At 53.5% G+C, this 13847-nt stretch carries 11 protein-coding genes; 8 read left to right on the top strand and 3 right to left on the bottom strand.

Features of this window, described 5'->3' with window-relative positions; all coding sequences use genetic code 11:
* Positions 1 to 121: 121 nt before the first annotated feature.
* Both EYB30_RS07530 and EYB30_RS07525 read right to left on the bottom strand, forming a co-directional pair.
* Entirely contained in the window at positions 122 to 3133 is a 3012-nt protein-coding gene (locus EYB30_RS07530; protein ID WP_166838304.1) for a TonB-dependent receptor, read from the bottom strand.
* 23 nt (positions 3134 to 3156) lie between these two features.
* Positions 3157 to 5787 (bottom strand): glycoside hydrolase family 16 protein, encoded by a 2631-nt coding sequence (locus tag EYB30_RS07525; RefSeq protein WP_241697994.1) that lies wholly within the window; start codon positions 5785 to 5787, stop codon positions 3157 to 3159.
* Between the two features lie 380 nt (positions 5788 to 6167).
* Here EYB30_RS07525 and EYB30_RS07520 point away from each other — a divergent pair, with 380 nt between their 5' ends.
* From EYB30_RS07520 to EYB30_RS07505, 4 genes are read left to right on the top strand one after another with little or no spacing between them, the layout of a single operon-like run.
* Entirely contained in the window at positions 6168 to 7307 is a 1140-nt protein-coding gene (locus tag EYB30_RS07520) for an efflux RND transporter periplasmic adaptor subunit (protein ID WP_166838303.1), read from the top strand.
* Positions 7291 to 8001 (top strand): ABC transporter ATP-binding protein, encoded by a 711-nt coding sequence (locus EYB30_RS07515; RefSeq protein ID WP_241697993.1) that lies wholly within the window; start codon positions 7291 to 7293, stop codon positions 7999 to 8001. The genes EYB30_RS07520 and EYB30_RS07515 overlap by 17 nt, the downstream gene beginning before the upstream one ends.
* Positions 7994 to 9211, top strand: coding sequence for an ABC transporter permease (locus EYB30_RS07510; RefSeq protein ID WP_166838302.1), 1218 nt, complete (start codon positions 7994 to 7996; stop codon positions 9209 to 9211). Before EYB30_RS07515 ends, EYB30_RS07510 begins: the two co-directional genes overlap by 8 nt.
* Positions 9204 to 10400 carry an ABC transporter permease gene (locus EYB30_RS07505; RefSeq protein ID WP_166838301.1) on the top strand — a complete coding sequence of 399 codons (1197 nt, stop codon included), beginning with the start codon at positions 9204 to 9206 and terminating at the stop codon, positions 10398 to 10400. The genes EYB30_RS07510 and EYB30_RS07505 overlap by 8 nt, the downstream gene beginning before the upstream one ends.
* 31 nt (positions 10401 to 10431) lie before the next feature.
* Here EYB30_RS07505 and EYB30_RS07500 read toward each other — a convergent pair whose 3' ends face one another.
* A complete protein-coding gene (locus tag EYB30_RS07500) occupies positions 10432 to 12081 on the bottom strand; it encodes a methyl-accepting chemotaxis protein (RefSeq protein ID WP_166838300.1) in 1650 nt (549 codons plus the stop codon).
* 257 nt (positions 12082 to 12338) lie between these two features.
* Here EYB30_RS07500 and EYB30_RS07495 point away from each other — a divergent pair, with 257 nt between their 5' ends.
* The 4 genes from EYB30_RS07495 (at position 12339) to EYB30_RS07480 (ending at position 13508) form a co-directional block, all read left to right on the top strand.
* A complete protein-coding gene (locus tag EYB30_RS07495) occupies positions 12339 to 12521 on the top strand; it encodes a ribosome alternative rescue factor ArfA (RefSeq protein WP_166838299.1) in 183 nt (60 codons plus the stop codon).
* Between the two features lie 78 nt (positions 12522 to 12599).
* A complete protein-coding gene (locus tag EYB30_RS07490) occupies positions 12600 to 12941 on the top strand; it encodes an FKBP-type peptidyl-prolyl cis-trans isomerase (protein WP_166838298.1) in 342 nt (113 codons plus the stop codon).
* A gap of 81 nt (positions 12942 to 13022) precedes the next feature.
* A complete protein-coding gene (locus EYB30_RS07485; RefSeq protein ID WP_166838297.1) occupies positions 13023 to 13211 on the top strand; it encodes a hypothetical protein in 189 nt (62 codons plus the stop codon).
* A 9-nt stretch (positions 13212 to 13220) separates the two neighbouring features.
* Complete coding sequence (locus EYB30_RS07480; protein WP_166838296.1) at positions 13221 to 13508, top strand: type II toxin-antitoxin system RelE/ParE family toxin; 288 nt, start codon at positions 13221 to 13223, stop codon at positions 13506 to 13508.
* The last annotated feature ends 339 nt before the right edge of the window (positions 13509 to 13847 follow it).

The following is a 13847-nucleotide window of genomic DNA, read 5'->3' as shown; positions in this document are numbered from 1 at the left end:
GTAAAGCATACCGAACACTGCAACAGCCTCTGGCTAAACCCAAGCCATAAAAAAAGCCCCACTGCTAACAGTGAGGCTTTGATGCCTGGCTTACCAGCCTGATGAGCCAGGCTGGACTGGGCTAATTACCCATGGTGTATCTGACACCTATGGCATAGCGTGGGCCGTATTGCGCCGCACTTAAGAACTGCCGCTCGAACCGGCCAAAGCTGCGCTCGGTTTCGTTGGTCAGGTTAATGCCTTCGAAGAATACCGTCAGGTTGTCGTTTACCGCGTAGTTAACGCTTAAATCCCACTGCAGATATTCTTCAACATAGTTTGGCGGCGCGTCGGTGGTGTCTGGCTGGCCCTGGCCGGCCAGATACTCGTCACGCCATGCGGCGGTTAACTTGACTGACCAGCCGTGTTTCTCATAAAACACCTGCCAGTTGGCCGAGTTACTTAAGCCTGGCAGTATTGCCTGTGCCGCCAGCACGAAATTATCGTACTCGACATCACCGTCTACCAGGGTGCCATTGATGCCTGTACCGAAACCGCTGTCACCAAACACGTGCTGCACCGCAAACTCCAGGCCGTTTACTCTCCTGGAGCCTACGTTTTCTGGCGAGTTAATGGTCCACTGAATCAACGGGTCGGTGTTAGGGTCTGGTAATACCCGGTTGTTTTCACCTAACCCCACGCCATTGGCCACGATTTCATTGTAAATCGCGCCGTCGGTAGCCTGCTCGCCACGTGCCTCAATAGCGGCAACTGCATCATTCCAACGCTGGCCCAGATACACGTCATGCAAGCCCTCGAAGGTGGTAGTAACTTGTGAGTTATCGATCCAATCGTCAACGTCTTTCCAGAATAGCCCTATGGCGGCATAGCTGGCGTCGCCATAGTAATACTCCAGCGACAGATCCAGGTTGGTTGACTCAAATGGCTTCAGATTAGGGTTGCCACGGCTACCACTGCGGGCGCCAATCTTAGGTGAAGGCGTCAGACTCAGATTACCCAGCATTTGTCCCAGGGTGGGCCGGGTAATGCTCTTGCCTGCCGAGAAGCGTCCCACCCAGTCATCGGTAATATCTACTTTGACGTCAAACATCGGCAGCAGCAAGTCATAGTTACCGGTGAACTCAACCTCTACCAGTTCCCCACCGCTGGCGAACTGAGTCAGCCACTCTGAACCACCGGCCCAATACACATATTCAGGCACGCGGCTTTTCGCCGGGCTGACAATGTCGGTTTCTTCGTAGCGCAAACCCAGGTTTACATCGACATAGAAACCTTTAACTTCAAATTCCCACTCAGTTGATACATATAGGCTGACGGTTTCTTCTTCAATACGATTCACCGGAAACATGTCTGGCCCGAAAGTGCCTATCTCGTAGGCATCAGCGCCCAGTACATCTGCAGTAAGCGCTGCCAGTTGCCGGGTAATGGCTTCATCGATATTAAAGGTGTAGGCATAGCCAGGCGATACCCCACCTGCACCGAAGGAGAACTCATCCAAAAAGTCACTCAGGTCAACCCGGGTAAACATGCTATCCGGGAAGATTTCAGCAAAGGTACCATTGTTAAAGCCCGGCGCGTTGGCGTTGTTAGAGCCGCCAGAGCCACTGAGCGATTGTTCGGTGTAAGCGGCGCCGAATGACACAGCCGCCAGGCCATAACCGAGTTCAGGCAGCCACTCGCCGCCAAACTGATACTGCGTCACTTCTGATTCACCCGGCGTGCGGGTGAAGATGCTGAAGTTCGAGCCTATTTCATTCGGGCTAAGTTCATTGCTGCCGTTTTGCCAGCGGATGTTGTAACCAGGAACATCACCGTCGCGGAAAAAATATTCCTTCGATGACAGCGCCGCCGAGCCCAGAATAACCCGCGCTTGCGCCCCGATGCCCTTATCTTTGCCATTGTCCGTGGTAGTTTTAGATGTATGTGCATCAAAGTTGAAGCTTAATGCATCAGAAAACGCCCAGGCCACATTAAAGCCAGTGGCTTTGGAGTCGACTTCGCTGGTTTCCCTAAAGCCGGTAAAAGAGCCATCATCGCCAGATGAGTTGTAATAAATGGCGGTACCATTTTCATCCAACTCATAGGCATTGGCGTTGCCGCCGAAAGAGCCGTTCCATACCCCCCAGGACAGCGAGTTATTGCCAGTCACCGCATTGGAAATAGTGTGATCCAGCGTCAGGATCACATTATCCGTAGCGGCAAACTGCAAGGTTACCTGACCATTGGTGCGCTCACGCTGAATATCATCGCGGGCGAAACTGATTTCCTGCGGAAAGAATGCAGCTGAGACAGGTTGTAAATCGCCGTTTTCATCGGGTCTGAAGAAACGGGGAATAACGTCGCCGTTGGCATCCACTGGCCGGCCATCAACAATATCCGCCTCATCTACCGACAAAGACGGGTTCAGCTGCCAGGAACGCACATTGGCTGACTGACGCTGGAAGTCCCGGCGGTGGAAGGAAAAGTTAGCGCTAACGCCAAAACGGTCATCTATAAAGGTATTGCTGTAGATACCCGCAAGTTCAGGCGTCAGATCATCACCGGCTTTATTTGAGCTGTCATGCAGCCCTTTTGCCATCAAAGAGTAACGCTGCCCCGGGTTTTGCAAAGGTTTAGCGGTAACAATATTCACCGTTGCGCCCAGGCCACCTGTGGGTACATCGGCACGGGCGGTCTTGTAGATTTCTAACGCGCTGACGCCCTCGGAGGATAAGTTTTCAAAGTTGAATGACCGTGAAAACCCCGTTCCCGCCATCTGACGACCATTAAGCGTCACCAGGTTAAATTCAGGACCAAAACCCCGCACAGTGATCTGGCTGCCTTCACCGTTGGCCCGGCTTACCGACACGCCGGTAATACGCTGCAGCGATTCGGCCAGGTTGGTATCGGGGAACTTACCCATTTCTTCTGCTGAAATGGCATCCATCACGCCCGAGCTGTCGCGTTTCATGTCCATTGAACGCGCCAGCGAGCCACGAATACCCTTTACCTGGATCACTTCGACTTCAACGTCTTTGGCATTATTTTCCGTTTCGGTTTGCTGAGCCTGAGCAGGCAACAGCAAGCCGGCACCTAACACCACAGACACGGCAAGCGCGACACGATTTTTATTAAATAAGGTTGATTTACGCATTTTTATTATCTCACCGTGCTGAATTAGTTTTTAGAAATTTCAACGTTATCAATCTGGTATACCGCACCCTGGCCAGTGCCCCACCCCGGGAATACCATCAGTACGTTGATATCGCTGATATCTAAACCAGCATCAAATAAACTCTGCAGGCTGAATGTGTAAGTAGCCCACTCGCCCGTTACCGGTGCTGGCCCGCCTGCTGTTAACGGTAGCTCTACTGCAGTCGCTGCGCCGGACGATTCGATTTTAAAGAACCATTCCACATCAGGGGCTGACGGTGCACCTACCACGCGCATATCAAAGCGCACTGCACCATTGCCCAGTATGGCTGAGGCATCATGCGACACATCAGTATCCGCCTGGAAACCCAGTACGGTCTCTGGCGAGCCCAGAATTTCAAACTGGGCTACCGCACCGTAAGGCTCGTCGGTAAACACGCGCTGTGGCGTAGAGCCTGCACAGCAATCCCATAGTTTCCAGTTGCTGGCAACATTATGACGGAACAGGGTAATTTCACTGTTGACTGCGTTAGGGTCAAAGATGCGTACGTTATCCAGCCGGAATACCGCACCGTCACCGGTACCCCAAGCTGGGAATACCATTAATACATCTATGGCGCTGATATCTAAGCCGGCATCAAACAGGCTTTGTAAGCTAAAAGTGTATGTAGCCCACTCACCGGTGACAGGCTCCACGCCACCACTACCATTACTTAACGGCACCTCTACTGCTGACAACGTTTCGCCGGCGGTAGCTTCAATTTTAAACATCCAGCTCGAATCCGGGTTAGTCGGTGCATTTACTACCTTCATTTCAAACTGCACCAGGCCGTTTGCCAGTATGGCTGAGGCATCGAAAGGCTCGCCCGCACCGATATTTTCACGGCTGTTAAAACCCACCACTGTTGGTTCGGCGCCAATACTGAACTCGGCCACTAAACCATGAGCTTCATCGTCAAACTGCTCTGTTGGTTCATTGTTGCCACAGCAGTTCCACATGGCCCAGGCGGCATTTTCACCATCGGTATAAATATCTACAGCAATGTTTTCTACCGGCTGAGCAATTTGTACGTTGGTTACGCGGTATACCGCACCTTCACCGGTCGTCCAGGCCGGGAAGACCATGACAACATCAATCGCCGCTAAATCCAGGCCGGCATCGGCCAACATTTGCAGTGGGAAGCTATAGGTTTGCCACTGGCCGGTCACCGGCGCAACGCCATCACTACCGTTGGTCAACGGAATTTCAACGGCGGTAAAACTGTTGTCGCTCTCAACTTTAAACATCCAGGTAGACGCCGTATCATTTGGCGGCGACACGACCTGCATATCAAAGCTGATGCTGCCGCGTTCAATTAAGCCTGTAGCATCAAACGGGCTGGCCTGACCATTTTCATCGGTAATAAATTCGGTACGGCTGATAAAACCGTTTACCGTAGGCTGGGCGCCGACGACAAATTCATACACGCTGCCAAACTCGGCATCGTCAACCAGGGCCGGGGTTGAGCCACCACAGCAATCCCAGGCCGGCCAGTTCGGGTTAGGCGTGCCACTGAAAATGGTCAGGTTTTGTGGAATGCTACTTGGCGGTGGCGGCGGATTTGGTGCCTTACCTTCTACCAGCGTCTCGGCATCATCGTAACCTGCGCGTATGGTTTCGCAGCCTTTACCGCTGTCTAAATCCTGTCCGCACTGGTATACCCGTACATAGTCAATTTCATAGGTTTGACCATCAGCAAAGGCTTCAGCGTCAATACCCAGATTATTCACATTCTCTGGCCAGTTACCGCCTACCGCCAGGTTTAACAGCAAGTGGAAGCGCTGATCAAAGGGTGCGGCATTCCACTGGGTTTCCAGCTCGCCACTGGCAATATTAAAATACTCGGCAAACCAGCCACGGTGGCTTAAAGACACGGGTATACCGTCCGCATTGCGCCGTAGTTGAGAGGCGCGCTGGGTTTGATACAGATAACCGTCAACATACCAGCGAATTTCGCCTTCCTGCCACTCTATGGCATAGGTATGAAAATCATCGGCCGGGTTAATGTCATCCGGCAGCAAATAGGCTTTACCTGAACTTTCATTATTGGGGAAGTCACGGCCATAATGCAGGGTGCCGTGCACATTGGCTTCGGCCACGCCTTCGGCATTCACTGTTTTCAGGTTTACCGCTTCCATAATGTCGATTTCGCCGGACTTTGGCCAGCCGCCATACACCTCATCCGTGGGTAGCATCCAAAACGCTGGCCAGGCACCCTGACCAGAGGGCAGCTTGGCGCGCATTTCAAAACGGCCGTATTTAAAATCGCCCTGATATTTCGTGTTTAACCGTGCCGAGGTGTAAGGCAGCGGTGAGCCCTCTGGCGCCGGCAGTGCGACGATATGCAGCTTACCGTCGGCGACAAAAGCGTTATCCGCGCTGTCGGTGTAACACTGTTTTTCGTTGTTACCACCGCCGGCACAGTTTACTTCGTGGGTCCACTTGTTACTGTCGATACTGCTACCATCAAATTCATCACTCCACACTAATTGCCAGTCGCTGACCGGCTCGGTGGGGTTAACCGCATTAACATCGGTATTGGTGGCGACATCGCCACCGCATCCGGCTAAGCCGGCCGCCATAAGCACGGCGGTTAACGCTGAAAGTTGTTTCATTTTTATTCTCATCCCCTGGGTTTTGCTACCTGCTGACTGAAATGCCATACCAAAAAGGTACCTGCAACATAAATGTAAGCGCTTACAAAAGGTAGATGATTAAATTTCGCCCGTCAATAGCCAGGCACTAAAAAGCCGAACCAGAACAGGGCGAACTATGTCAACAAAATGAATTTTATATTAAATTTCAAACGGTAAGCTTGCACCAACAACACAGCCGCCAACTCTGGTTGCTAACTTTTGGTGCAGTACAGCCCTGTTTCTGGCTGGCATTAGCGGCCATGAGGTTTAACGCCGGTTTTTGATCTAAGCCAGCCCAGCGGATAGCGATGCCAGCTACACTTAGCCATAGGTCCTATGGTTAAAGCCTGAGATAGCCGATGAAAAAATGGGTGTTCGTTGCGTTGCTTGCTGTAGCAGTTGTTAGCTGGTGGTGGCTAACACCAACGTCGGCATTACCGGTAAGGCTGGTTGCCGCTACTACCGGCCCTGTTGCACAACTGGTAGCCAATACCCGCGCTGGTACAGTGCGCGCCTGCCAGCGTTCTAAGTTATCGCTGACCGGCGGGGGTACCGTGGCCACGCTGCAGGTGCAAAATGGTGATCGGGTGGAGCCAGGCCAGCTGTTAATGTCGCTGTGGGATCAGGATCAACAGGCCAGAGTGCAACAAAGCGAAGCGCAGCTCACCGTGGCAGCGCTTAGCAAAGCCGAGCGCTGTGATGTCAGCGAGCGGGCCAGCCGCGAGGCAAAGCGGGCACTCAGCCTGGCCAAACAGCAGCTGTTATCTGATGAAGCGCTGGATCAGGCGTTAACCAACGCCGAACTTGCCCGCCACAGCTGCCAGCGCGCCGAGGCCGAAATTAGCGTCGCCAAAGCGCAATTAGCACTGCAGCAGGCCCTGCTTAGCCAGACCCGCTTACTGGCACCCTTTGCCGGCGTCGTCGCTGAAATTAACGGCGAAGTCGGCGAATTTGTTACGCCGTCACCACCGGGCATTCCAACCCCGCCGGCGGTGGATTTAATTGATGATAGCTGCCTGTATGTGCGCGCGCCGATAGATGAAGTCGATGCCGCCGGCATCCGCGTTGGCATGCCGGTAGTGGTTACGCTGGACGCCTATCGCGGCCGCCAGTTTAGCGCCACGGTCAGCCGCATTGCGCCCTATGTGCAGGATTACGAAAAGCAGGCGCGCACTGTGGATGTCGAAGCCCGCTTTAATCAGCTACCAGACGATGTGTTGCTACTAATTGGCTACAGCGCTGACATCGAAATTGTGCTTAAGCAGCAAGACAACACACTGCGCCTGCCCACTGAGACTATTTTTGCGCAAAATCAGGTATTGGTGCTGGGTAACGACAACCGGCTGCAGCTGCGTACTGTCAGCACGGGTATCAGCAACTGGCGCTGGAGCCAAATTACCAGCGGCCTGACAGAGGGCGAACAGGTGCTGCTTAGCCTGGATACGCCAGAGGCAGTGGCTGGCGCCCTGGTAACCCCTGCAGATGACAGCCATGATTGAACTGCATCAGCTATGCCGTAGTTTTTTGCTCGGTGACCAGGCCGTAAAGGCGCTGGATAACATTAACCTTAGCATCCGGGCGGGTGAGTATATTTCGGTAATGGGGCCATCCGGTTCGGGCAAGTCGACGCTGCTGAATATGCTGGGGCTGCTGGACGCTCCCGACAGCGGCCAATATCTGCTGCAGGGCACCGACACCACCCTGCTAACCGATAACGAGCGCGCCCGTTTCCGCCGCCAGCATATTGGCTTTGTGTTTCAGTCGTACCATCTGGTGCCGCGCTTAACCGCACAGGAAAACATCGAGCTGCCTCTGGTGCTGGCCGGCGTGCCGCCGCAGCAACGTAAGCCAAAAGTTGCGGCGATACTGGCTCAGCTTAGCCTGACAGAACGCGCCAGCCATCTGCCGAATCAGCTGTCCGGCGGCCAGCGCCAGCGCGTCGCCATCGGCCGCGCCATCGTGATGCAGCCGCAACTGCTGCTGGCCGACGAACCCACCGGCAACCTTGACTCGCAGTCAGGCTTAGATGTAGTAAATATACTGGAGCAATTAAATCAGCAGGGCATTACGCTGCTGGTGGTAACACACGACCCGGCACTGGGCCAGCGTGCGCGCCGGCGGATCCGCATGGTGGATGGCCGTATTGTTGCCGACGAGCAGCACAGTACAGCGGCAGGCACACTGCATGCGTAGCGCCGATTTACTGCACTTTAACCTGCAACTGGTATTGCGCCACCGTTTTCGCAGCCTGATGATTTTGCTGGCGCTGGCCATTGGTGTGGCGGCGGTAAACCTGCTGACCGGCCTGGGTGAAGGGGCCAAAGCCTATGTACTGAGCCAGTTTTCGCTGCTGGGCAACGAAACCCTGATCCTGCTGCCAGGCAAAAAAGAAACCCGTGGCACCATGCCGCCGCTAACCGGCGAGTCACCGCGCGATATCACACTGGACGATGCCAGTGCGATCAGCCGCCTGCCTGGCGTGGTTGCAGTAGCACCACTCTCTGTTGGCATGGCACAAGTACATATTGGTGCCCGCACACGTGAGGTGATCGTTACCGGCACTAACAGAGCGTTTTTTGATATCCGCCAGTTGCAGCTGCAGCAGGGGCAAATGCTGCCAGCGCGGGATCTGGATATTGCCAGCCCGGTGGCGGTGATTGGCAGCACGCTAAAGCAGGAGTTGTTTGGCAATACCCCGGCACTGGGGCAATGGCTAAAAGCCGGCGACAGCCGTTTTCGGGTAATAGGCGTGCTGGACAGCAAAGGCCAGGCCATGGGCATGGATATGAATGATCTGATGCTGATACCCATCGCCAGTGCACAGCGCTTGTTTAACAAACCGGGCTTATTCCGGCTGTTTATCCAAAGCCAGAGCAGTGATGCGATACCCGCCGTAAAGCAACGGGTAGAGCAACTGATGCAGCGCCGCCAGGGCGGTGTCGCCGATATTACGCTGGTAAGCCAGGATGCTATTTTAAGCGCCTTTGCTGACATCCTCAGCGCGCTGAATCTGGCCGTTAGCGGCATCGCAGCAATTAGCCTGCTGGTAGCCGGTATTCTGATCATGAATGTAACGCTGATTTCGGTTAGCCAGCGCACCGCTGAAATAGGGCTGTTAAAAGCCTTAGGCGCCAGCAACAGTGATGTTCAAACGCTGTTTTTAACCGAGGCGCTGCTCATGGCACTGCTGGGCGCCGCGGCCGGCATTTTGCTCAGTGAGCTTGGCCTGTGGGCAATGCGGCTGCGTTTTAGCGATCTGGCCTTTTATAGTCCCTGGTGGGCCAGGTGGCTGGCACTGGCCATCGCGGTTGCCACCTCAGTGTTGTTTGCCTGGGGGCCGTCACGCCGCGCGGCCGGTTTGCAGCCGGTTAACGCACTACAGGGTAGGCGCACAGATGCGTAGCGCCGATTTTGTTAGGCTTATTCTGCAAAGCCTGAGCGCCGCCAAACTGCGCAGCAGCCTGACGGCGCTGGGTATCGCCGTTGGCATATGTGCCGTCACCTTACTCACCTCTTTAGGCGAAGGGGTGCGCGACTATGTGCTAACCAACTTCTCTCAGTTTGGCAGCCGCATTATCGCCATTAACCCTGGCAAAACCATCACCGGCGGCATGGGCGGCCTGCTGCAAACTGACCGGCCATTAACGCTGGACGATGCAGAGGCATTAACCCGGTTGCCGCATGTAACGCACGTTGTGCCGATAGTGCAGGGCAGCGGCACCGTTGAAGCCGGCGGCCGCACCCGCAGCACCGACATTATTGGCGCCAACCATGCCATTCACAGTGCCTGGCAGTTTGATCTTGCCTTAGGCCGTGGTTTGCCAGCAGACGAGAGCGGCCGCAGCCGCAGTTTTGCCGTACTGGGCCATAAACTGCAGCAGGAATTATTTGCCGGGCAAAATCCGCTGGGCCAGAGCATCCGCGTTGGCGGTATGCGCTTTCGCGTGGTTGGCGTAATGGCCGCCAAAGGCCAGATGCTGGGCTTTGATTTAGACGATATGGTGTTTATTCCGGTAGATAAAGCACTGATGCTGTTTAACCGCAACGGCCTGATGGAAATAGACGTTGTGTTCGCCGACAGCGCCAGCACAGATAAGGTATTAGCCAGTATCCGTAAGCAATTAATCACCCGCCATGGTGCTGAAGATTTCAGCCTCATTTCGCAAGACGATATGCTACAAAGCCTGGATAATATTTTGCAGGTGCTAACCGCCGCGGTAGCAGCGCTGGGGGCGATTTCGTTACTGGTGGGTGCCGTCGGCATTGTTACCATTATGAGCACCGCCGTGCGCGAACGTACCAGTGAAATTGGTCTGCTAAGCGCGCTCGGTGCCAGTCAGCGCCAGATATTGCTGCTGTTTTTAGCCGAAGCAGTGGCGTTATCTTTTGCCGGCGGTATTGCCGGTATTGCGGTGGCCATCTCGCTGGTGCTGAGCCTGCAGCTGTTGCTACCGGCGTTACCACTGCAGCTAAGCCTGTTTTATTTAAGCCTGTCGCTGCTGTTATCCATTGCTATCGGCCTGGCCGCCGGCATTACCCCGGCGCGCCAGGCTGCCATTATGCAGCCGATAGCCGCGCTAAGGGCAGAGTGACAACCAACCGGTAGCGCCAGCTTTTTACTGCCTAACTGGTTTTAAACCGGCTAACCTGGCCGCTTAAGCCCTGCGCTACCTGCTGCAATGCTGCCACCACACCGCGGTTTTGCTGCATAGCCACTGCGGTTTCGCGCGACATCGACGCTATTTGCTCAATGTGTTGGGCCAGCTCACGCACCGCAGCAAATTGCTCAGTGGTAGAGCGCGACACATCTTTGACATTATGCAGCGAATCGTCAGCCTGGCTGCGGATTTGCTGTAACATCGCCGCCGCCTGATTCGCCAGCGCTAACCCCTGGCTAACCCGCGGTGCCGAGGTTTCCATCGCCTGCACCGCCTGCTGGGTTTCATCCTGCACCAGTTGGATCATAGCGGCAATTTCATTGGTTGCCTTGCTGGTGCGCTCAGCCAGCTGCCGTACTTCATCGGCAACGACCGCAAAGCCACGGCCAGACTCGCCGGCTCTGGCAGCTTCAATAGCAGCATTTAGCGCCAGTAAATTGGTTTGCTCGGCAATACTGCGAATAACACCAGCAATACCGGCAATATCTTTTGAGCGCTGCTGCAAGCTGCTGATTTGTTCAGCCGATTGCTGTACTGTCGCCGCCACTTCAGCAATTTCTGCCGCGGCATCTTGCACCAGGCTGGCACCCTGTGCTGATAACGCCGCCGTTTTTTGCGAATTTTCTTCTGTTTGCTGCACCGTATTAGCCACATTGTTCAGGCTGACCGTCATTTGCTCAATGCTGGCAGCAGAGGCGGTAGACGATGAAGCCTGCAATTCAGCAGCGTGTAAGGCTTCTTTTGACGCCAGATCCAACTCGGTCGACTGCACAGAGACTGTACCGGCAGCATCTATGACCTTTTGCAGGGTTTGCCGCAGCTGTTGCTGCATCTGCGCCACGGCAGCCAGCATACTGTTTGGCGGGCATTGGCCAATAGCCGTGGTGAGATCGCCACCGGCAATCTGGCTTACCACGCCGGCCGCCACAGCCGGCTCACCTCCCAGTGCCTGACGTAAATAACGGCTAATGTACCAGGCCGTACCACCGCCAATAACAATGGCCAGCAGGGTCAGTAACACCATAGACATTGCAAAACCGGCCGCCACGCTGCGGGCATAGTCGGTCGCCTGCTGATTTTTTTGCTCCTGAAAATCAATAAACGCATTGATACTGGCCAGCCAGTCAACGAAGGCCGGGCTCATTTGCTGCAACAATAGCTGCTGAGCCTGCGCCTGCTGGCCTTGCTGGCGCAAACGGATCACTTCAGCCGCCAGTGGCTGAGCACGGCGTTCAACCTGATGGATCGCCTCAAGCAACTGCCGCTCCTCAACACTGATACCTGCTACCGATTGAAACAACTGGTCCATCGGTTGGCGCGATGCCTGATAGAACGTTTCCAGCCGGCTTATTTCTGCCTGCACCGCCGGCAACGCTGATAAGTTGGGTACCAAAGTAACATCGCGCAGCGCTATGGCTCTGTCATGCACACTGCCACGAAAATTAATGGCATAGCGCTGTTTCACCGAGTTTACTTCAGTAATATCGGTCAGGGTTTTGTTGATCTGACTCACCCGCTGCACACCAAATAAGGTCAGGCTCAGCATTAGCACAAGGATCACGCCAAACCCCAGACCAAGCCGCATCGCTACGGTCATTGACTTAGTATCCTGCATACCGCTTACTCCACAATGTCACGCACCGGACGTGCGCAGTTTCAGGCACTATAGCGGCAAAGAGTTATCGAATCTATTGAATAAAACTGCGCCACTCTATCGATAAAAAAGATTGATCCATAACGCCAGTGTAACGTAGCCAACTTGGTAACATGACAAAATACGCGCTGTAACCTGGCTTAAAACGGAACTTATGCCTGTTGCGACAACCTAAAGCCGCAGGTACACTGCGAGCGGTTTTTAATCAGGAGGAAAATATGGCCAAAGCAGCCGCCGAGCATGGCCGCGGTGAGATCCGCGACAATGCGATTAAGGCATTAGTTACCAGTAAGTTGTTTCAAACTAAAATAGTGAAAGCGAAAAAGGGCAAAGGCTCATACAACCGCAAAGGGCGTAACTCGAAAGATTACGCCCTTGTTGTTTCTGCCACAGCACACTGATAATACCCGCTTTTTTACTAACAAACCGCCCTACCTACACGTTATACTGCGGCAAAACAAATAAATGCCGTAAGCATTATGACTGCTGAAGTAAAAATTAAAGATATCATCGAAGGCACCGGCAAAGCCGCCGAGCGTGGCGCGCTAATCACCGCGCATTACCGCGGCTGGTTAGAAGATGGCACCGAGTTTGATTCCTCCTACAAGCGCGGCGAGCCGTTTCAAATAGTGCTAAGCAACAACCGCGTTATTCAGGGCTGGATTCTAGGCTTAAAAGGCATGAAAACCGGCGGCAAACGCAAACTCTGGGTACCGGCGGCACTGGCCTACGGCGAGCGGCAGATTGGCACTATGATCCCACCGAACAGCAATCTGGTGTTTGAGATAGAACTGCTGGAAGTGCTGACGCGGGATGATTGATAGCAATAATTCGATGCCGGTTTAAACATTGCTTTTCAACATAAAGCGGCTAACAATTAAGCCTCTGCCGGAGAATTAACTATGCCAAGCCCGTTAAGAAAAGATGAAGCCCACAAACTGATCGACCAGTTGCCCGCCGATGCCACCTGGGAAGATTTAATGGAGCAGATTTATGTGCGTCAGGCCATCGAACAAGGCCTTAGCGATAGCGAGCAAGGCAAACTGCAATCGGTGCATGAAATCCGCAAGAAATATGGTTTAACGCAATAAGGTCAACACATGAAGGTGCTTTGGACCGATAACGCCGCTGAACACCTTGATGCCATATTTCATTACATCGCCGCTGATTCGGCTGTGTATGCACTAAAAACCGTTGATGAAATTACCCGCCGCTCAGCACAAATTGCTGACCACCCATTATCCGGTCGGGTTGTCCCCGAGTACAACCAAACACAAATCCGCGAAGTGCTGTACCGCGACTATCGAATCATCTATTACATCAAGCCTGATCAAATTGAAGTATTAGCGGTGATCAGTAGCAGGATGCGGCTATCTGATAGTAATTAGGCATTTTACCATTCATATAGAAAACGTTATTTTCTATACATTTCAGGCCGGACATATATAGATTATTGCGTTTTCTATACATGTTTATCGTATCGTCAAACTAAATCCATCAAGCAAAAAAAATGTGTTCATCAAAGAAACTTGTTCATTGCGAATGAACAACAGCGATCATTGAACAAGAAATAAAAGAGTAGCGCAAGTGCTCCGCCAACACCGCGCCAGCAGGCCTTGGTGAAGTTTTACCATAAAGGCTTTACCAATCTGGCGCTTATTACCCTGCCAGCCACAGTGCTAATTATTATGTGGCTGGCAATGTCAAAGCAAGCGATTTGGTGAGAT

It is taken from the genome of Rheinheimera pleomorphica (assembly GCF_011634895.1).
Taxonomy (GTDB): domain Bacteria; phylum Pseudomonadota; class Gammaproteobacteria; order Enterobacterales; family Alteromonadaceae; genus Alishewanella; species Alishewanella pleomorphica.
The sequence above is the reverse complement of the archived record's forward strand: the minus strand, read 5'-3'. Positions and strand labels throughout refer to the sequence as shown.

Excerpts from the sequence above, each read along its gene's own strand:
- EYB30_RS07530 (WP_166838304.1), bottom strand. The coding sequence starts at position 3,133 with ATGCGTAAATCAACCTTATTTAATAAAAATCGTGTCGCGCTTGCCGTG.
- EYB30_RS07525 (WP_241697994.1), bottom strand. The coding sequence starts at position 5,787 with ATGAAACAACTTTCAGCGTTAACCGCCGTGCTTATGGCGGCCGGCTTA.
- EYB30_RS07520 (WP_166838303.1), top strand. The coding sequence starts at position 6,168 with ATGAAAAAATGGGTGTTCGTTGCGTTGCTTGCTGTAGCAGTTGTTAGC.
- EYB30_RS07515 (WP_241697993.1), top strand. The coding sequence starts at position 7,291 with ATGACAGCCATGATTGAACTGCATCAGCTATGCCGTAGTTTTTTGCTC.
- EYB30_RS07510 (WP_166838302.1), top strand. The coding sequence starts at position 7,994 with ATGCGTAGCGCCGATTTACTGCACTTTAACCTGCAACTGGTATTGCGC.
- EYB30_RS07505 (WP_166838301.1), top strand. The coding sequence starts at position 9,204 with ATGCGTAGCGCCGATTTTGTTAGGCTTATTCTGCAAAGCCTGAGCGCC.
- EYB30_RS07500 (WP_166838300.1), bottom strand. The coding sequence starts at position 12,081 with ATGCAGGATACTAAGTCAATGACCGTAGCGATGCGGCTTGGTCTGGGG.
- EYB30_RS07495 (WP_166838299.1), top strand. The coding sequence starts at position 12,339 with ATGGCCAAAGCAGCCGCCGAGCATGGCCGCGGTGAGATCCGCGACAAT.
- EYB30_RS07490 (WP_166838298.1), top strand. The coding sequence starts at position 12,600 with ATGACTGCTGAAGTAAAAATTAAAGATATCATCGAAGGCACCGGCAAA.
- EYB30_RS07485 (WP_166838297.1), top strand. The coding sequence starts at position 13,023 with ATGCCAAGCCCGTTAAGAAAAGATGAAGCCCACAAACTGATCGACCAG.
- EYB30_RS07480 (WP_166838296.1), top strand. The coding sequence starts at position 13,221 with ATGAAGGTGCTTTGGACCGATAACGCCGCTGAACACCTTGATGCCATA.